Origin of the sequence: Rhizobium tumorigenes (assembly GCF_003240565.2) — a bacterium.
Lineage (GTDB): Bacteria > Pseudomonadota > Alphaproteobacteria > Rhizobiales > Rhizobiaceae > Rhizobium > Rhizobium tumorigenes.
Genome location: NZ_CP117258.1, coordinates 261,920 through 280,864, shown reverse-complemented (window position 1 = coordinate 280,864; position 18,945 = coordinate 261,920). Strand labels below are relative to the sequence as shown.

The window sequence follows — 18,945 nt, the reverse complement described above, 5'->3', positions numbered from 1 at the left end:
CCATTGCCAGCAGGTGCCCATGTTCCCTTGATTCCGTCGCAGGTGCCATTCGATAGGGATGCAACTGTCGGCGTTGTCATTGGTTCAGTTGGCGCGGAATTTACCGGCGATTGCCGCCGGCGCGAAAATGGGAGAGAGAAATGGAATATCGGCAACTCGGCCGCTCGGGCCTGAAAGTCTCGACGATCACTATGGGCACGATGACCTTTGGCGGTGTCGGCTGGGCGAAGACCGTCGGCGATCTCGGCGTCAACGAGGCACGGCGCCTCGTCGATATCTGCGTCAATCTGATCGACACGGCTGACGCGTATTCGCAAGGCGTTTGCGAGGAAATCCTCGGCGAGATCATCGGTGGACCGCGAAAGAAAGACGTGCTGGTCGCCACCAAGGTACGCTTTCCGATGGGCGACGGCCCGAACAGCAGCGGCCTCTCCCGCCAGCACCTGATCGCCGGTTGCGAAGCCAGCCTTCGTCGGATGAAGACCGATGTCATCGACCTCTACCAGGTCCACGAGTGGGACGGCACGACGCCGGTCGAGGAAACCATGGAGGCTCTGGATACGCTCGTGCGCCATGGCAAGGTTCGCTATATCGGCTGCTCCAATTTTTCCGGCTGGCACATCATGAAGGCCTTGGGCATTGCGGAGCGCGACCGCTACCAGCGCTTCGTCAGCCAGCAGATCCACTACACGCTGGAAAGCCGGGATGCCGAGAACGAGCTCATCCCGATCAGCATCGACCAGGGTCTCGGGATCCTGATCTGGAGCCCGATTTCCGGCGGTCTTCTGTCAGGCAAGCATCGTCGCAATCAAGCGGCTCCCGAAGGTACGCGCCAGTTTGCCGGCTGGACCGAACCGCCGATCCGCGACGAAGACCGGCTCTGGAACATCGTCGACGCGCTGGTCGAAATCGGCGACAGCCGCGGCGTGTCTGCCGCCCAGGTGGCACTTGCCTGGTTGATCGGCCGCAAGGGCGTGACCTCCGTTATCATCGGCGGCCGCACGGAAGCGCAATTCAGGGACAATCTTGCTGCTGCCGAACTCAAGCTTGCGGACGAGGAGCGGGCAAGGCTCGACAAGGTCAGCCAGCCCTGGCTGCAATACCCCTACTGGCACCAGAAAAACACCGCCACCGACCGCCTGAGTGAAGCCGACCTCAGCCTGATCGCGCCGTATCTGAAGGACGCATGACGATCACGACATCAGTCCCCGGATAGGGCCTGCACAAACTGCCGGTCACGCTGGCTCGTCGAGCCGCACGAGGTGACCGGCAGATACTTCGCGGTAGTTGCGGACAGGCGGCTCATAGCCGACCGCACGGATCGGGCTTCTGAGCTCATCCGTCGAAATATCCCGCTTGATGCCACGGCGCGAGGGATCGGGGACGGGCACCGCCGCGATGAGTTTCTTCGTGTAGGGATGCTGCGGGTTTTCGAACACCGCCGCGCGCGGTCCGATCTCGACGATCTCACCCAGATACATCACGGCGACGCGGTGACTGACGCGCTCGACAACCGCCATGTCGTGGGAGATGAACAGGAAGGCAAGGTGAAGGCTCTGCTGCAGGTCCATCAGCAGATTGCAGACCTGCGCCTTGATGGAGACATCGAGCGCCGAGACGCTCTCGTCGGCGACGATGACCTTCGGATCGAGCGCCAGGGCACGGGCGATGCAGATGCGTTGACGCTGGCCGCCCGAAAACTCGTGCGGGTAGCGGCTCATCATGTCGGCCTTCAGACCGACGCGTTCCAGCAGGTCGGCGGCCTTATCGCGCGCCTGGGCGCGGGTACCGAGGCCGTGCTCGATCACGGGCTCGGCGACGGCAAAGCCGATAGTCAGGCGGGGATTGAGGCTGGCGAACGGGTCTTGGAAGATCATCTGGATGCTGCGGCGCATCTGGCGAAGGGCCAGTGAATCCAGCTTCATCACGTCGTAGCCGTCGAGATGCACCTCTCCGCCATCGGGCTCTATGAGGCGCATGATCGAGCGCCCGGTGGTCGACTTGCCACAACCGCTTTCGCCGACAAGCGACAGCGTTTCGCCCTGGAAGAGATCGAACGAGACGTTTTCCACCGCATGGATGGCGCCGGTCTTTCGCCCCAGCAGGCCGCCATGGATATCGAAGCGCGTGGTGAGGTTCTTGACGTCGAGGATCGGCGTCTGGCGGCGGTCCACCGTGTCCGCCACCTCGCCCGGTTGCTGGAGGACGCCGGTGGCCGCATCGACGACGGGGAAGCGCAGCGGCCACGCCTTGTCCGCCATCGAACCGAGGCGGGGGACGGCGGAGAGGAGAGCCCGGGTATAGGGATGCTTGCCGCGATGAAAAATATCGTCGGTCGCGCCGCTCTCGACCGCTTCGCCGCGATACATGACGATGGTTCGGTCGGAAATTTCGGCGACGACGCCCATGTCGTGGGTGATGAAGAGGACGGACATGCCTTCCTCCTCCTGCAGGATCTTGATGAGATCGAGGATCTGGCCCTGGATCGTCACGTCGAGCGCGGTGGTGGGCTCGTCGGCGATCAAAAGCTTCGGCCTCGAGGCCAGCGCCATGGCAATCATCACCCGCTGGCGCATGCCACCGGAGAACTGGTGCGGATACTCGTTGAAACGCGAGGCCGCGTTAGGAATCCGCACCTTCTCGAGCAGGCGAATGGTCTCTGCCTTCGCCTCCGCTTTCGAAATGTCGCCGTGGCAGGTGAGTGCTTCCGAGATCTGGCGGCCGATGGTGAAGATCGGATTGAGCGACGTCATCGGCTCCTGGAAGATCATCGCGACGTCCTTGCCGCGAACGCCTCTCATTTCCTTGTCCGACAACGAAAGGATATCGCGGCCTCCAAGCAGGATGCTGCCCTCGATCCGGCTGCTGTTGGCAGCAAGCAGGCGCATGATAGACAGCGAGGTCACACTCTTGCCCGACCCGCTTTCCCCGACAATCGCCACGGTTTCACCAGGCATGACATCGAAGGAGATGTCACGAACGACCGGACGCCACTGGCCATCGACGCGAAAAGAGGTCGTCAGATGGGAGGCTGACAGCACCGGCGCTGCACCGGTCATGGTCTTCTCAGCGGCTGTATCGGTCATGGAGTACCTCGATATTTGCTATGGGCGGCCGAGTTTCAAACGGATTTCGGCGAGGTGGCAAAGGAGGCCGACGATAGCCCGGCTGCTTTCCGCCCGGCTTCCATCCGCGCGATGTCCGCGTCGATTGCGCTGCGGTCGATCATGCCGCTGGGGTTTTCCCGGGTTGGCGTGGTTTCGGCGACGAGAAGGTAGCGCTCCTGGGCCACGGCATAGAGACGCCGCAGTTCGGCGAGCGGTTCGGCGTGGTCGTCGACGCGGATGTTGAGCCAGGCGTAATCCTGGTCGCGGTAGATCACCAGCGCGGCAGATTGCCGGCCGCGCTTGTCACCGCCGGCGTCTTCGCCTGCCTGCATCGCTTCCAGCAGCCGTTCGGCCAGCGGCTTTCCGGATGTCTTATTGAATGTCTCGAGCGTTTTGGCGATCACCTCCGGACCGGACAGCATGTTACCGGCAACGGAGACGTTTTCGTCGATGAGATGGCCGGCCCAATCGATGCATTTCCGCCCGGTAAAGGCTGCGTTGCGGCCCTTGCCGTCGATCAGGTGCAATTGGCGTTGCTCGTGGCCGTCGTCGCGGTTTGTGAGTGCGGCAATGGTCTGCTGAGGTGTCTTGCCCTCGGCCAGCATGACCAGGCCGTCCGTTCCATAGAGCGGGCTCGAGAAAGCCTGCGTCGCGATGGCGCCGACACCGCCGCGTATATGAGGCACGATGCTGCCGACCGCGAAAAAACGGGTGGCGACGGCGATGGCGAGGTAGCCGGTTTCGGGATCGCGGGTAACGATGGACCAGGTCATATCAGCGCCCCACTGCATAGGCTTGCATCAGCCGTGGTGTCGCCGCTGCCCGGAGCAAGCCGTCGGCGTCACGTCCTGCCGCAGTCAGCCGGCCAACGGTCCACTCGTCCGCGACAGTCAACTGGTGCCCCTTGGCGCGCAGTGCTTCCAGCACCCTCGACCCGAAATTCGCCTCCACCGTCAAGCCGCCTGGCTCGCGGGTGCGGGGATAAAAGGAGCTCGGAAAATGCGTCGTGTGGAACAGCGGCGTGTCGATCGCCTGCTGCAGGTTCATCTTGTGGTGGACGTAGTGCAGGAAGAAGGCCAGCTGCCACTGGTCCTGCTGGTCGCCGCCGGGCGTTCCGAAGGACAGCGCCGGGCGGCCCTCGTGGAGGGCGATCGAGGGCGTCAGTGTGGTCCTCGGCCGCTTGCCGGGTGCAAGCGACGAGGGCAGCCCAGGCTTCAGCCAGAACATCTGGGCCCGGGAATTGAGGCAGAAGCCGAGGCCCGGAATGGTCGGCGACGATTGCAGCCAGCCGCCCGAGGGTGTCACGGACACCATGTTGCCCTCGCGGTCGATCACGTCGATATGCACGGTGTCTCCGCGCTTTTCGGTCAGATGCGACATGGTCGGCTCGTAGACGGCGCCCGACTTGGAAGCCGACGTATCCAGCATGGCCATCGTCGCGTCCCACTGGGCCTTAAAACCCGCAAGCTTGCCGGGGCGCAGGTCGAACGAGGCTTCGGGTGTGATCAGCGTGCGACGTTCCGCGGCATAGGCTTCCGACAGGAGGTGGTCGAGCGGTACGTCGCAGAAATCGGGATCGCCGTAGTAGACCTCGCGGTCGGCAAAGGCGAGCTTCATCGACTCGGTGACGGTGTGAACGAAATCGGCGCCCGCCGGGTCCATCGCGGCGATATCGAAGCCTTTCAACAGCGACAGCGCCTGCAGGAAGACGGGTCCCTGACCCCAGGTGTCGGTCTTTGCCACCGTCCAGCCATGATAGTCGAACGTTTGCGGCGCTTCGACAGTAGCTGACCAGCCGGCCATGTCTTCGGCGGTCAGTACGCCTTTGTGCCTTGTTCCGCTCGCGTCCATCACCGCATTGTTGCGCACGTAGCCATCGATCGCCTCGGCAATAAAGCCTTTGTAGAATGCGTCTCGGGCAGCATCGACCTGCGCCTCGCGGCCGCGCTTGCTTTCCGCCTCGGAGATAACCCGGCGCCATGTTTCGGCCAATGCCGGCTGCCGAAAATTCGAATGTGGCTCCGGATGAGAACCGCCGGGAAGCCAATGGGCATGGGATGTCGGCCACTCGGTTTCGAAGAATTGGGAAAGGCCCTTGATGGTTGCCGAAACCCGGGGAAGAACGGGATGGCCGTTTTCGGCGTAATAGATAGCCGGCTCAAGAACATCTCGGACGGTCATGGTGCCGTAGTCCCGCAGCATCAGCATCCAGCCGTCGAAGGCGCCCGGAATGACGGTCGATAGCAGCCCGTCGCCGGGGATGAGCGTCAGGCCTTCACTCGTGTAGTGCTCGATGGTAGCGCCGGCCGGTGCGGGACCCTGAGCGCAGATCACCTCCACCTTGTCCTTCTTCTTCGAATAGATCAGGGCCGGCAGATCGCCGCCCGGACCGCACAGATGCGGTTCTATGATCTGAAGGACGAAACCGGTGGCAACAGCCGCGTCGAATGCGTTGCCTCCCTTTTCCAGGATGCTCATACCGACCGCCGAGGCGATCCAGTGGGTGGATGTGACAACACCGAAGGTGCCGAGGATCTCGGGGCGGGTGGTAAAAGCGGTCATGGCAAAGTCCTTTGAAAGTAATCAGGCGTCGCGCGGGTCGAGGGCATCGCGAAGCCCGTCGCCGAGAAGATTGAAACCGATGACGACGAGGAAGATCGCCGCTCCAGGCCACATGGCCATCCACGGCGCCTGGCCGAGAAAGTTCTTGGCGACGTTGAGCATGGAGCCCCAGCTCGGTGCCGGCGGCTGCTGGCCGAGGCCGAGGAATGAGAGGCTCGCCTCGGCAATGATTGCCGTCGCAATGGTCAGGGTTGCCTGCACAAGGATCGGGGCGAGCACATTGGGCAGAATGTAGCGGGTGATGATGCTGAAGTGACGAAGACCGATCGAGCGGGCGCCTTCGACATATTCCTCGGTCTTGACGGCCATCACCTGGCCGCGCGTCAGGCGGATGAAGACGGGCATGGCGGAAAGGCCGATGGCGATCATGGCATTGGTGAGGCTTGGTCCGAGGAAGGCGGCAAGCGCGATGGCCATGATCAGGAAAGGCATGGCGAGAAACGCTTCCGTCACACGCGAGATGATCATGTCGATCCAGCCGCCGAAATAGCCGGAGATAAGGCCGAGCGGCACGCCGATGACGACTGCGATGGCCACCGAGAAGATGCCGGCCATCAGCGACGCCCGCGCGCCCCAGATCATGCGCGAAAGGATGTCACGACCGATGTCGTCTGTGCCCAGCCAATGGGCCGACGACGGTGCCTTGCGGATGGAAGACCAGCTGGTGGCGATGGGATCGGGAATGGGCAGGAGGGGTGCGGCAATCGCCAGGACAACGAAGAAGAGGATGATGACAAGCCCAATGAGCGCGCCCTTGTTGGCTTTGAGCTTGCGCCATGCGCGGCTGGTGGAGCGTGGGCTAGCCACAGAAACTGGAAGGGAAGCGACCGGGTCTATCGTACTCATAGGGCGGCCCTCAGTCTCGGATTGAGCAGGACGGAAAACACGTCGGCAACGAGGTTCATGAAGATGAAGCCGACCGCGGTGCAGAGCACCACGCCCTGGACGACCGCATAGTCGCGGTTGAAGACGGCATCGACGATCAGTTTGCCGAAGCCCGGAATGGTGAAGATCTGCTCGGTCAGCACCGCGCCCGCCAGCAGTTCGCCGAACAGTAGGGCGCTGACGGTGATGATCGGCAGCAGCGCGTTACGGAACGTGTGCTGCAGCACCACGGCGGATTCCTTTAGGCCCTTGGCGCGCGCGGTGCGGATGTAGTCGGCGCTGAGCACGCTCAGCATCGAGGAGCGCGTGTGGCGCATCAGCGTTGCCGCCAGCGCATTGCCGAGCACGAAGGCGGGCATCAGCATCGTCTTAATCGATTGCAGCGGGTCGTCGAAGAAGGGCTGGTAGCCGGAGGCCGGCAGCCAGCCGAGCTTTACCGAAATCAGCAGAATCAACATGATGCCGAGCCAGAAATTCGGGATCGACAGGCCGCACAACGCGACGATGTTGGCGAGAAAGTCGATGATCGTGTTGCGCTTGACCGCCGCGAGGATGCCCATCGGAATGCCGATGACGACGGCAAAGATCATCGACATGATGGCTAGTTGCAAGGTCACCGGCAGTTTCTGGGCGACCAGGGTGAGGACGGGCTGGTTGGTGCGCAGCGAGATGCCGAGGTCGCCCTTCAGCACCGCCCCCAGCCAGTAGCCGTATTGGTAGACGACGGGATCGTTCAGCCGGTATTTTTCACGCAGGAACTCAATCACCTGCGGGTCGCGCTCTTCGCCGGCCATGGCAAGGACGGGGTCGCCGGGCAAAAGCTTCTGCAGCGAAAAGACGAAGATGGAGATGATCAGCAGCGTCGGTATGGCGACGAGCAGTCTCTTTCCGATGTAGGTGTACATGGCCGATCCCAACCTGTTGCATCGGCCGCGCGAGGGTTCCCCGCGCGGCTGGCTCGATTAGCCGCTCTTCTTGACGCCCACCATGCGGATCATGCCATCGGGGGAGGGGACAAAGCCGGTGACGGCCTTGTTGTAGGCCCAGATCCAGGCGGAATGGCCGAGATAGATGATCGGCAAGTCGTCGTTGAGGATGGCGAGCGCCGCATTGTATTTCTGCTTGCGGACGCCGACGTCCTGCGACTGGCGAGCTTCGACCAGCAGCTTGTCGACCTCGGGGTTGCTGTACTTGGAATCGTTCAGCCCGGCGCCGGTGCTGACGAACTGTTGGATGTTTCCATCCGGATCGGCGCGTCCCGACCAGTCGGAGCGGCTGAGTTGGTAGTTTCCGGCCGTCTGGGCATCCAGCAAGGTGGCAAATTCCGTAGGCTTCAGCGTCACGTCGAAGCCGGCTTCAGCGACCATCGACTGGATGATCTGCATCATCTGCAGGGTGACGGGATCGTTGGTAACCGCGATCTCGACCGGCACGCGCTCGAAGCCGGCCGCCTTGATCAAGGCCTTGGCCTTGTCGACATCGCGGGACGGCACCGGTATATCCTTGTCGAACCAGGGGCTGTTGGGCGAAAACGGCTGATTGCCGGCAAGCGCCGTGCCGTCGAAGACGATCTGGGTTGCGGCCTCCCGGTCGATGGCAAGAGAGAATGCCTGGCGGAGGCGCTTGTCCTCACCCATCGGGTTCTTGGCACCAGGACCGTTGCCGATGTTTGCGTAGATGCCGAGCCAGCCGGTGCCGACGGCATCGGCATAGGCGAGCTTGGGGTCGCCCTTGACAGTGGCGACATCCGTGGCCGAAACGCGCTCGATCATGTCGAGATCGCCGGAGCGCAGGTTGGCGAGCCGGACCGTCGTGTCGGGGATCGGCAGGTAGGTGATCTTGTCGATGAATATATTGTCCTTGTTCCAGTAGTCCTGGAACTTCTCGAGGACGATCCGGTCCTGCTGCACCCGCTCGACGAACTTGAACGGGCCGGAGCAAACGGGATGATCGCCGAATGTTGCACCGGCGGCCTTGGCGGCTGTCGGCGACACCATCATGCCGGCGCGGTCGGAGAGCTGTGCCAGCAGCGTCACATCCGGCGCCTTCAGCGTGAACTTCACCTCGTATTCGCTGGTTGCCTCGATGTTGGTGACGGAGGAGAGTTCGCTCTTGCGCCGCGATTCCGGCATCGTCTTGTTGCGCTGGATATCGTCGACGACAGCCTGGGCGTTGAAGGGCGTGCCGTCGTGGAACTTGACGCCCTGGCGTAGCGTCATCGTCAGCTCCTTGCCATCCGCCGACCACTTCCAGGCTGTCGCCAGCTGCGGAACGAACTCGAGCTTCGGCGTCACGTCGACCAGCTTGTCGCACAAGGCCGTATAGACGATGCGGCCGACGAAAGTGCGCGACTGGGCGGGGTCGAGCACATCGGCGTCGTCCTGTAGCCCTATTTTAAGCTCGGCACCGAGTGCCGGCAGGGCGCAGAGGGTGCCGATGGAGAGTAGCGATAGAAATCTGGCGATTTTCATTTTTGTTTCCCCTGTTTATTGCGCGGTCCGGTCAAGGCCGGATCCATCTGTGGTGTTCTCGATGCTGTCTCAGGCATCCTCTTGCCGCAGTGCCGGCAGTTGGGCGTCGAAGGAGGTAACGCGGATCAGGCTTTCCTGCAGCAGCAGAAGGTGCTGTCGCATCGCTTCGGCAGCGCCCATCGGGTCGCGTGCTGCGATCGCGTCGATGATGGCCCGATGCTGGTCGTGGGTCCGCTCCCGCGTGCGGCTGTTGCTGCGGGCCAATTCGCGAATGGTTTGCCAAGCTTCGTCCTGGCGAACGTGATTGATGAAATCGAAAATTGTCAGGAAGAACCGGTTGCCAGCGCTCTGGGCGATCAGCCTATGCAAAGCGCCGTCCCACAATTCACGACCGTCCGCATCGTCGCTGCGGTAGATCTTCTCCGCCAGTTCGTACATGCGGCTGATCGAGATGTCCTTGGCGCGGATCGCGGCAAGCTGTGCGAGTTGCGGTTCGATCCGCAAACGGACTTCCATGATTTCTGTGATATCGGTGCTGGCGACGATCGAGCCGACGTGTTCGCTCCAGCCATCGGGGCGCGGTCCTGCATAGGTGCCCGATCCCTGCTTGCGCCAGATCAGACCCTCGGCCTCCAGCACCTCGAGAGCCCGGCGGAGGGCGCGACGGCTGACGTCGAACTGTTCCGACAAAGCGCGCTCGGTGGGCAGCTTGCCGTCCGCATCGAGCCCGCCCGAGGCCAGCAGGCTTCTCAGCCTTTCCAGAGCATAGGTCGAATTTTCCGGTAGGTTGCTCACGGCCACATTCCAGCTCAAGGTGAACCAATGTTTGATTGGTTCCATTCAAGCCATGTTACGGCGAAGCGTCAAGCGCTTTTTTGTGCATTCATGAAGTTGCATAATTTATGGGCGAAGCGCCCTGCCTGGAAATGCTTGCGACCGGGGTCCGCCGAAGTGCGCTGCCTGGAGTGGCTGTCCGGCAGATGCTGCACCGCGCTTGTAAGAGTGACCGCGGTGCAAAAGTTGTCCGAAAGAGTCGAGCCTACTTCCAGCTCTTGCCGTCTGCAGAAGCGCAGCCGTATGGGGGGAGGTTGTTGGCAAACGTCGTCTTCAGGCGGTCACAGCCCCAAGCATTGATCGGGCCGGGCATGGAGGAATTGAGGGTGATGCCGACTTCATCATACGGGCTGTCGCTGTTGGTGACATATCGATACCAGCGAAACCCGACGGTCGCGACCAGTGCGATGACAATCACGAGGATCAGGCGAACCAGCATTTTCATATTGTTTTCCTTGCTTCAAAAAGCGCCCCTCTAGCAGCCTTGTCGCCAAAGCAAAAGCGTCTGTCTCAGCAGCAAGCAATAGATGGCTCCGGTGCCGACAGCTAGGAGCAGGGGTCGACAGACTATAAAAGGCGCGGGAAGCACCGAAAGAATGTCTTATCTGGCACATTGTTAAAATAAGATATGCTTTCTTCTGTAATTGATAATTGACAAGTGTTACCTTGTGAATAGACGCATTAGAACGTCAACTTGAATCGATTTCATATGATAAATTCAGCAGAGCACGAGCGCCTCGAGGCGCTATACAATCTCGGGCTTCTCGATACGCCAGCCAGCGAAAACTTTGATCGCATCACGCGAATGGCCAGCCAGATATTCAACCTTCCGATTGCTGCCGTCTCGCTGACGGATGTGGATCGCCAATGGTTCAAGTCGCGCATCGGTGTCGATCACAACTCCATTCCCCGGGAACGCGCGCCGTGTGCGCAAGTGGCAGAAAGCAGGGACCTGCTGGTCATTCCGGATATGGCAGAGGACGACTGCTATCGGGAAAGCGTTCTTGGCAGGAGCGGCATCCGCTTCTATGCCGGCGCCCCGTTGATAACACGCGAGGGGCATGGGCTCGGAGCCCTCTGCGTGCTCGGAACGGAGCCACGCACCGCAACGGAGGAAGAGCTTTCGGGCTTGCAGGACCTTGCCGCGATGGTCATGTCGCAAATCGAACTGCAGCATTCCATCGGCCGGATCGACCCGATCAGCGGCCTGCCGAACCGGATGCAATTCTTCGACGACCTTTCCGACCTCGTGCTGGACGATGCCAGCGGGCTTCAACGCTTTGCTGTTCTCGTCGATCTTGCCGATAGCACCCAAATCGATACGCTCGCCCGGGTGATGGGTCCGGCCCATGTCGACACCTGTATCCGGGAAGCCGGACGGATTATCCGATCGTCGCTCGGCAACGGAAAAACCACCTATCACGTGTCGTCAACGCAATTTGCCTTCGTTGCGCCCAAAGGTGTTCGCAAGCAGAAATATCTGGCCAGGCTCGGCACGATGCTGACGCAGATCGAAGCCGGATTGAGCCTGCGGTTCATGATGACGCCGGTGATGGGCGTTGCGCCTTTTATCGCCCGGAAAATCAGCCCGGCCGAGCTTCTGCAGGAATTGAACAGCGCCGCTCAGGACGCACGCGGCACAGAAACGCGCGTCAGCCTTTTTTCAGCCTCCAGCCATGCCAAGCACGAGCGTGCCTTCAGGCTGCTGGAGGATTTTGGACTGGCGCTGGAATCTAACGATCAGTTATCGGTCGTCTTTCAGCCACGCATGGATCTGGCAAGCGGCCGCTGCGTGGCAGCCGAAGTGCTGTTGCGCTGGCGCCACCCGGACTTTGGCGCTGTCTCGCCCGGCGAGTTTGTGGCGATCATCGAGCATTCGCCGCATGTGCGGAAGATGACGGCCTGGGTTCTCGATGCCGCTCTTCGCCAGACACGGGCATGGAAGGACAATGGCCTTAACATGCCGCTTTCCGTCAACGTCTCTGCAGCCAATCTGGAAGAGGAAGACTTTGCCGAGCAGGTCGTCCTTGCTCTGCTTCGCCACGAAATTCCGGTTGAGATGCTGGAGCTGGAGGTGACCGAGAGCTCGATCATGAAGGACGCCGCGAAGGCTATGGACAAGCTGCGCTCGCTGGCGGAAGCCGGCATCCGCCTCTCCATCGATGATTTCGGCACAGGCTACAGCAGCTTGTCCTATCTCCAGCTGCTGCCGGCAACCGTCGTCAAGATCGACCAGTCCTTCATCAAAACCCTGGAAGACGGAACGCGCGAACGCAACCTCGTGCGATCGATGATTTCCCTTAGCCACGACCTCGGCTACCGCGTCGTCGCAGAGGGCGTGGAAACCAGGGAAGCCCGTGACATTCTTGCCGCCATCCATTGCGACGAGGCGCAGGGCTATCTCTTTGCAAAGCCGTTGAAGCCTCGCGAGTTCGAACGCTGGCATGATTCGCAGCAGAAGAGCCTGGCTGCCGCCACCGGAAACGCCCGCCAGCCGGCATAGGGCAAGTCCTGGAAGTTCGGTGCCCCTATGGATGGCGCGACGCCGTGCTGGTGTTTTCGCCATGGTTGTGGAGCGATGCCTGCAGGGTGCCCGGCTCGTCGCGGAACGCGATCGCCAGGTGGCAGGGTCGCTAAGTGTTTGTGTTTTCACTCCTTGCCAATTTGCCATATTCCACCACCTTGGAGGTTCTGCTAATCTCAGCGCGCTGGCTTCGGCCGGGCGAATTTGACAGAGTGGGGATCAAGGGTGACGACTTCGTTCGAAGGTATTTCCGGGCTGGATCTGGAAAAGATGGATGACACGACGTTCGACAGCCTTGCATTCGGGGTGGTCGGCCTCAATGCGGACGGTGTCGTCGAACGCTACAACGCGACGGAATCGTCTCTTGCCGGACTTCGTCGGGAAACTGTCATGGGTTCAGAATATTTCGATGAAATTGCCCAGTGCATGAATAATTTTCTGGTCGCGCAGCGTTTCGAGGACGAAGATCAGATCGACGATGTCATTCCTTATGTCCTGACATTGCGTATGCGTCCGACCCCCGTTCGGCTTCGCCTGCTGAAAGGGACGGATTTTGCGCTGAGATACATTCTTATACTGCGCTGATCGGGCACCGTCATGGAACAGTCGCAAGAGATCGAGTACGAAAAGCTTCTGCAATTCGTCTACGCATGTCCCGTCGGGCTTGTCGACATGGCCCGCGACGGCGCGATAAACCTGATGAACCCACTCGCCATGAAGCTCGTCATGCCGCTGGCGACAGACGGCATCATGACAAACTTGCTGACGGTATTCGAAAACACGGCCCCAGAACTGCGCTCGCTGATCCAGGATTTTACCGCCAGGCGCGGAACGATCTGCGAGAACCACCGCATTTACGCCGGGCCAATAGCTGCCGATAAGCCCGACGAGCAACGCATCCTGAACTGCACCATCGTCAAGCTGAAGGACGAGCGTTATGTCGTGACGCTGACCGATGTTTCGCTTCAGGTCCGTCAGGAGCGACGGCTAAGGGAAGCAGAGACATGGTTCGGATCGCTGCTCGAGGGCGTCAAGGATTTCGGCGTGGCGTCGCTCGGTACGGATGGCGTGATCGGTGCGGTAAATTCCACCCTTCTGGAGCAGACCGGTTTCGACGCGTTCGAGTTGGAGGGGATGCCGATTGGCGATCTGGTCGAGCCGCAGCCCGGCGGGCAGGGAGCCTACATGGACCGTCGCCTGGAGCACGCGCGAAGGGACGGCTGGCACATCGACGAAGGCTGGGGCCTGCGACGCGATGGCGAGCGCTACTGGTGCCAGAGCCTCATCGCCGTATGCGCCGACAAAACGGGTGACAGCGACGCTTCGATCCAGGGATACACCGTCATCATGCGCAAGGTAGAGCGCCGTGACACGGATATGCTGGAACTCAAGCGCCTGTTGCGAACCGACCACCTGACCGGCGCCTACAACCGCGGCGCCTTCTTCGAAGCTGCCGAGAAAGAGTATGTGCTCAGTCGGGGCTCCGGACGGCCGTTCGCCATCCTCATGTTCGACATAGACCACTTCAAGCTGATTAACGACAGCTACGGCCACAGCGTCGGCGATGACGTGCTGCGCTCGGTAGCAGACGCATGCCAGGCAATGATGCGGCCCGGCGACACGTTTGCCCGCATCGGTGGCGAAGAATTCACCATACTCCTGCCCGACACGTCTCTGGAAAAATCGGTCGAGATCGCCGAGCGCGTCCGGATCGCGATTTCCTCTGTGCCGGTGAAAGTCGGAGAAGCGCGGCTCAAGGTTACGGCGAGCTTTGGCTGTGCAGCAGGCCCCCTGTCTGTCGGCAGTGCGGCGGCACTGCTCGCTGCTGCGGACGGTGCGCTTTACAGGGCAAAGCGCGGGGGTCGCAACCGGACCGAATCTGCGCCTGTGAAAATCGTGGTAGCCTGATCCACATGCTCAGCCGCACTGCCACTGCCCGCGTTTTGCAAAGCCTGATCGAGGCTGAGTTGAAGAACGCGAGGGAACGGTCGAGCGGTGCAGGCAGCGTCATAGCGTCCGATGGCGGGTCATGGTCCGACGAACTGTCATTGCGGCGGGATGGCCAGGCGGGCCTCGGACTGGATTCGCTGGAAATGATGACGGTGGGAGCCGCCATCAACGAGATGTTTCACCTATACGAGAGCGAGAGCGATCCCGATCCGGCCGCAATGGCCACTTTCGGCGATTGGCTCGATGCCATCGAGGCGGCTTGGGCGTGCGGTGTTTCGAAGATGACATTCCTGACATCGGGCTCGACGGGCGTATCGAAAAGATGTTTCCATGACGCTGCAGCGCTGATCGGGGAGGCCGGATTTCTCGCCGACCTTTTCACCTCCCGCCGCCGCATCATCGCGCTCGCGCCCCCGCATCACATCTACGGTTGCCTGCTGACCGCCTTCCTCGCCGACCGGCTTGCTGTGGATGTCGTTTCCGGCGCGACCTGCTCGCCACGATATCTGAACAACGGGCTTTTGCCGGGAGACCTTGTCGTCTCCTTCCCCGATAGGTGGGCGGCGATCAATCGCACGATCTCCACCTGGGCCGTCGACGTCGAAGGTGTCGTGTCTACCGCGCCATGCCCCGCTCCGCTGATGACGTCCTTGATCGATCGCGGGCTTGGCGGCATGACCGAACTCTACGGATCGAGCGAGACGGCGGGGATCGGTTGGCGCCGGCATCCATCCGACCGATACACCTTGATGCCGCACTGGAGTTTCGAAAATGGCCGCGGGGAAGTCGCTGCGGGCGTGAGGCTGCGCGGTCCGGACGGAGCGGTCCATGATGTTCCCGATACCGTCGAGATGATAACCGACCGGGAGTTTACCGTCGGCAGCAGGCGCGATGGAGGCGTTCAGATCGGTGGGATAAATGTCTGGCCGCAGCGAATTGCCGCCGTGCTGGAGCAGCATCCCAAGGTCAAAGCGGCCTCGGTGCGCCTTGCGCCGATGCCGGCCGGCGCTCGTTTGAAAGCGTTCGTCGTCCCCGTTTCAACCGGCGCCGAGGAGGAACTTTCATCCGATCTCGATACGTGGTGCAGGCAGCGGCTTTCGGAAGTGGAACGCCCTCGCATCTGGACGTTTGGTACCACGCTGCCCGTCAATGAATTCGGCAAGGCGGCGGATTGGCGGGACTGAGGCCGGTTGCCGAGAGGAAGGCCCTTCTCTCGCGAGGTCGCGCCTTTGGCATCGATCCAGTGGTACATTCATGGATTGGTCGCGGCCTGCGTGCCTGATGCAGCGGTGTCGGCGGGTGGTGCGGTGGCGAGGATCTGCGAGGAGGAGTTTTCGTCCGACGCCGGTTCTGCCAGCCACCATCCGATGGCGGCAGACGCCACCATCAAAGTGCCCGCAACGAACCATGTCGATCTTCGTTTCTTATTTTCGGGCTTCACGCCCTTGTCGGTATCCATATGATCGTCCTTTCCAAAATCTGGATGCGTGTGGGACTGCTTGCGAGCGGCCGATTGCGCCCGTTGAGCGCTTCGACGGAAACCCGCAGAAACAGGCGTTGATCGATAGCTTTGTCACTGACGAAAGAACTGTGGTCGCCCGAGGCTATGCTTCCGCCGACCCATAGCGACCACATCACTTTCGTCAGAAGAACATCCGTCAATGCCGCAGCTTTCTTCAGGACGCCCTGCATGATCGGTGCCGGGAGCAAGACACCGGCCACGACAGCGACAATCACGGTGCCGACGAGGATCCGCGCCGACCCGCGCTTCCCGGTAGTCGACGCTGCCCTGTTATTGCGCCGCAGTGCGCACTTGGTGGTTGCCATCGGTTGGTCCTTTGCAGGTCTTAACAGCCGGGTTGGTCGCAGGCAGACGCGTTTGCCGTAGGATGGGCGGGCACATGCCGCAGCACTTCTCCCAGCGATTTCGCCAAGCCCCTCAGGAGATCGGGCGGGACATCCTGGAGGGCATCGACATAGGCGCTCGTGGTGGAGGCCTGCAGCCGGCGCAGGTTGTCGGCTCCCTTTTCGGTGAGCGAAAGCCGGCCGTCCTCATCGGCAATGCTGCCCCCGTCGCACAGCGACCACATGACTTCCGTCAGTAACTCGTCCGTGACTGACGCCTTTCTCTTCAACGCATCAAAGGTCGTCGGACCGGAGATGACGAGGTGGCGGAGCACGCTGAGTTCGACAAATGTGAACTTGTCGTCCGAGAAAGCCGACGGGATGGTATCACAGACGACGCCGGCGACCAGCGCGGTCATCCGGTCAAGTCCGATAGCGACGTCAAGCACGGTTCCTTGGTCCAGTTCGGTCATGGTTGGCTCCTGCAAAAGCGGCCCGTCTATGTCCGCGGTCCCTTGTCGGTACCCGCATATCCCGAGCCGATCGCCACGTTCAAAGATACGTAGTCGGCGGCGCTCTGCTGGATTGCGGCAGCCAGGCTTTCCTGGGCGGTCGCAAGCGAAAGCTGGGCGTCGATGACGTTCAACAGGGAAGACGCGCCGTCCTTGTAGCTATCGGTCGAGAGTTGCAGGGCTTCCTGGTAAGAATTGACCTGGGCACGCAGGGCCGAGATTGTCTGTGCATCGCGGCGGACAGCCGAAAGCGCATTCTCCACGTCTTCGACGGCATTCAGCACCGTGGATTTCCATGTCAGATAGTCGGCCCGGGCATTGGATTCAGCGATCTTGACGTTGGCGCGTAACGAACCGCCGTCGAGGATCGGAAGATTGAGCGTCGGCCCGAAAGACCATGAGGTCAGGCTGCCATGCGAGCCGCTTGATTTGACGTAGGAGGGCGAAATCGAGCCGCTGAGCGAAATGCTCGGATAGAGCTTGGCTTCGGCGACGCCGATCTGGGCGGTTGCTGCTGCGAGGTCCCGTTCATCCTTGCGGATGTCTGGGCGATTGCGGATGAGGTCGGCGGGAACGCCGGTGGCGACACTGCCGCGGAAGACCGGTTGTCTGCCCCCGCTGCGCATGTCGGCAATGACGGTTGCCGGAGGCATGTTCAGCAATGTCGCGATATGATGGACCTGCTGCCGGTAGCTGATTTCGAGGCCCGGCGCTTCCGAGAGCGTCGAATTGACGAGGCCTTCGGCCTGCACCACGTCGAGACGCGACGCGGCACCGGCAACCATCTGGAATTTCGTCAGTTCCAGCGTCTTGCGGCGGGAGGCGAGACTATCGGCAGCGATGGAAATGCGCGCCTGATAATAGCGGGCGTTGATATAGCTTGTCACCAGATCCTGGAGATAGGTCAGCCGCGTGACGTCGACAGTGGCATAGGCGGCGTCGAGCGAGTCGAGTGCCCCTTCGCGGGCGCGGCGATACTGGCCGAAGAGATCAAGCAGCCAGGATGCGGTCAGGTCGCCAGCAGTCGAGTTGGTGGTTGCCAGTTTTGTGCGCAGCTTGCCTTTTTCGCCGCTGGTCGTGTTCGACCCGTCGGCCGAAAGGCTGGGCAGGGCGCCTGCACCGGCAACGGTGACGTCGCCTTCGGCGGCGACCGTGGCCTCGATCGACGACAGGATCGATACGTTCTGGGCGAGGCCGGCGGCGACAAGGCTCTCGAGCTTCTTATCGTGATAGGCCGTCCACCACTGGCGGCCGGCGATGTCTTCGTTGGCCTTCTTGCTACCTTCCGAGAAAGTAGCCGGCAGGGGCATCACCGGCGGCTTGTGATCGGGACCGCTAACACAGCCGGCGAGAAGGAGGAGAAGAGCGGGCGACGCCGCGCGGGCAAAAATCATGAAGCTATCTCACGAATTGATCGAACCGAACCGTTCGGTTCGACTCTCGAGTATAGAGTTTGGCCGGTTCCGGCAAGGGCGGGCGCGTTGCCATTTTTCGCCCGTGCCTCTGGCGTGCGGGTTAGCGGGGCAACAATCCGTTGAAAATCATGTCGAAATGCGCAGCGATAGAGGTGTCCCTGTCGAACTCGCGTCGATCGTTAAAGATAAGTCTAAAAACCATGGCTAGCATGATGGGAGACATCACGACTTCGGCCGTCAAGCCGGGTCCGGTCTTGAACTCACCGTTGCGCTGGCCCTCATCGATGATGGACTGGGCGAAGCTTATCAGCGGTTCGATGAACAGCCTGTGGTTCTCGTCGATTACGTGGGGAAAGCGCGTGCCCTCTGCAATCACAAAGCGCAGGAGTTCCCGCATCCGCCGGTTTCCGAGAAAGTCATCGTAGAGGGTCTCGATCAGCGTCCGCAGACGGTTTTCACAGTTTCCCTCAAGCTTCCTGCCGCTTGCCAGTATATCTTCGAAAGGCGTGGATATGTGGTTGATCATGGCGGAGAACAACTCCTCCTTGGTCTCGAAGTAGACGTATATCGTCCCCTTCGTTACGCCGACGCGTTCCGCAATGTCTTCAACCCGCGTGGCAACATAGCCACGTTCGACAAACTCTTCGAAAGCAGCATCGAGAATTTGCTTGGGCCTCCGGGCTTTTTGCTCGGCACGGGTTATTTTTACTTCATTAGCCATTTCATATGTTCTTTCTGCTTAACTATCCGTGGAAATTTGCTGAAAAATCCATTGACTGT

The 18,945-nt window shown here is 61.1% G+C and carries 18 protein-coding genes; 5 read left to right on the top strand and 13 right to left on the bottom strand.

Features of this window, described 5'->3' with window-relative positions; all coding sequences use genetic code 11:
• Positions 1–140: 140 nt before the first annotated feature.
• Positions 141–1,190 (top strand): aldo/keto reductase, encoded by a 1,050-nt coding sequence (locus PR017_RS24890; protein ID WP_111221522.1) that lies wholly within the window; start codon positions 141–143, stop codon positions 1,188–1,190.
• 45 nt (positions 1,191–1,235) lie between these two features.
• Here PR017_RS24890 and PR017_RS24885 read toward each other — a convergent pair whose 3' ends face one another.
• From PR017_RS24885 to PR017_RS24850, 8 genes are all read right to left on the bottom strand, one after another.
• Positions 1,236–3,086: an ABC transporter ATP-binding protein gene (locus tag PR017_RS24885; protein ID WP_111221523.1), complete on the bottom strand. Its 1,851-nt coding sequence runs from the start codon at positions 3,084–3,086 to the stop codon at positions 1,236–1,238.
• A 35-nt stretch (positions 3,087–3,121) separates the two neighbouring features.
• The gene (locus PR017_RS24880) at positions 3,122–3,880 is read right to left on the bottom strand and encodes a DUF1028 domain-containing protein (RefSeq protein WP_111221595.1); all 759 of its coding nucleotides are present in this window, start codon (positions 3,878–3,880) and stop codon (positions 3,122–3,124) included.
• A 1-nt stretch (position 3,881) separates the two neighbouring features.
• The gene (locus PR017_RS24875) at positions 3,882–5,669 is read right to left on the bottom strand and encodes a gamma-glutamyltransferase family protein (RefSeq protein ID WP_111221524.1); all 1,788 of its coding nucleotides are present in this window, start codon (positions 5,667–5,669) and stop codon (positions 3,882–3,884) included.
• A 21-nt stretch (positions 5,670–5,690) separates the two neighbouring features.
• Positions 5,691–6,575, bottom strand: coding sequence for an ABC transporter permease (locus PR017_RS24870; protein ID WP_111221525.1), 885 nt, complete (start codon positions 6,573–6,575; stop codon positions 5,691–5,693).
• On the bottom strand, positions 6,572–7,519 hold the full coding sequence (locus tag PR017_RS24865) for an ABC transporter permease (protein ID WP_111221526.1): 948 nt from the start codon (positions 7,517–7,519) through the stop codon (positions 6,572–6,574). Before PR017_RS24865 ends, PR017_RS24870 begins: the two co-directional genes overlap by 4 nt.
• Before the next feature lie 57 nt (positions 7,520–7,576).
• Positions 7,577–9,085 (bottom strand): ABC transporter substrate-binding protein, encoded by a 1,509-nt coding sequence (locus tag PR017_RS24860; protein ID WP_111221527.1) that lies wholly within the window; start codon positions 9,083–9,085, stop codon positions 7,577–7,579.
• A 69-nt stretch (positions 9,086–9,154) separates the two neighbouring features.
• A complete protein-coding gene (locus PR017_RS24855; protein WP_240539081.1) occupies positions 9,155–9,886 on the bottom strand; it encodes a FadR/GntR family transcriptional regulator in 732 nt (243 codons plus the stop codon).
• Between the two features lie 238 nt (positions 9,887–10,124).
• On the bottom strand, positions 10,125–10,364 hold the full coding sequence (locus tag PR017_RS24850) for a hypothetical protein (protein WP_111221529.1): 240 nt from the start codon (positions 10,362–10,364) through the stop codon (positions 10,125–10,127).
• A 264-nt stretch (positions 10,365–10,628) separates the two neighbouring features.
• On the opposite strand from PR017_RS24850, the gene PR017_RS24845 reads away from it, so the two are divergent.
• The 4 genes from PR017_RS24845 to PR017_RS24830 all read left to right on the top strand — a co-directional run bounded on the left by PR017_RS24845 (position 10,629) and on the right by PR017_RS24830 (position 15,577).
• Complete coding sequence (locus PR017_RS24845; protein WP_111221530.1) at positions 10,629–12,422, top strand: putative bifunctional diguanylate cyclase/phosphodiesterase; 1,794 nt, start codon at positions 10,629–10,631, stop codon at positions 12,420–12,422.
• A 246-nt stretch (positions 12,423–12,668) separates the two neighbouring features.
• Positions 12,669–13,028 (top strand): PAS domain-containing protein, encoded by a 360-nt coding sequence (locus tag PR017_RS24840; RefSeq protein ID WP_206423208.1) that lies wholly within the window; start codon positions 12,669–12,671, stop codon positions 13,026–13,028.
• 12 nt (positions 13,029–13,040) lie between these two features.
• Complete coding sequence (locus tag PR017_RS24835; RefSeq protein WP_111221531.1) at positions 13,041–14,351, top strand: sensor domain-containing diguanylate cyclase; 1,311 nt, start codon at positions 13,041–13,043, stop codon at positions 14,349–14,351.
• Positions 14,352–14,356: 5 nt separating this feature from the next.
• Positions 14,357–15,577, top strand: coding sequence for an AMP-binding enzyme (locus tag PR017_RS24830; protein ID WP_111221532.1), 1,221 nt, complete (start codon positions 14,357–14,359; stop codon positions 15,575–15,577).
• Between the two features lie 68 nt (positions 15,578–15,645).
• Here the strand turns inward: PR017_RS24830 and PR017_RS24825 are convergent, their stop codons facing one another.
• The 5 genes from PR017_RS24825 to PR017_RS24805 all read right to left on the bottom strand — a co-directional run bounded on the left by PR017_RS24825 (position 15,646) and on the right by PR017_RS24805 (position 18,886).
• Positions 15,646–15,852: a hypothetical protein gene (locus tag PR017_RS24825; protein ID WP_111221533.1), complete on the bottom strand. Its 207-nt coding sequence runs from the start codon at positions 15,850–15,852 to the stop codon at positions 15,646–15,648.
• Positions 15,831–16,220, bottom strand: coding sequence for a hypothetical protein (locus PR017_RS24820; RefSeq protein WP_111221534.1), 390 nt, complete (start codon positions 16,218–16,220; stop codon positions 15,831–15,833). Before PR017_RS24820 ends, PR017_RS24825 begins: the two co-directional genes overlap by 22 nt.
• Before the next feature lie 20 nt (positions 16,221–16,240).
• The gene (locus PR017_RS24815) at positions 16,241–16,711 is read right to left on the bottom strand and encodes a hypothetical protein (protein ID WP_111221535.1); all 471 of its coding nucleotides are present in this window, start codon (positions 16,709–16,711) and stop codon (positions 16,241–16,243) included.
• Positions 16,712–16,737: 26 nt separating this feature from the next.
• Positions 16,738–18,144: an efflux transporter outer membrane subunit gene (locus PR017_RS24810; protein ID WP_111221536.1), complete on the bottom strand. Its 1,407-nt coding sequence runs from the start codon at positions 18,142–18,144 to the stop codon at positions 16,738–16,740.
• A 121-nt stretch (positions 18,145–18,265) separates the two neighbouring features.
• On the bottom strand, positions 18,266–18,886 hold the full coding sequence (locus PR017_RS24805; RefSeq protein WP_111221537.1) for a TetR/AcrR family transcriptional regulator: 621 nt from the start codon (positions 18,884–18,886) through the stop codon (positions 18,266–18,268).
• Positions 18,887–18,945: the final 59 nt, after the last annotated feature.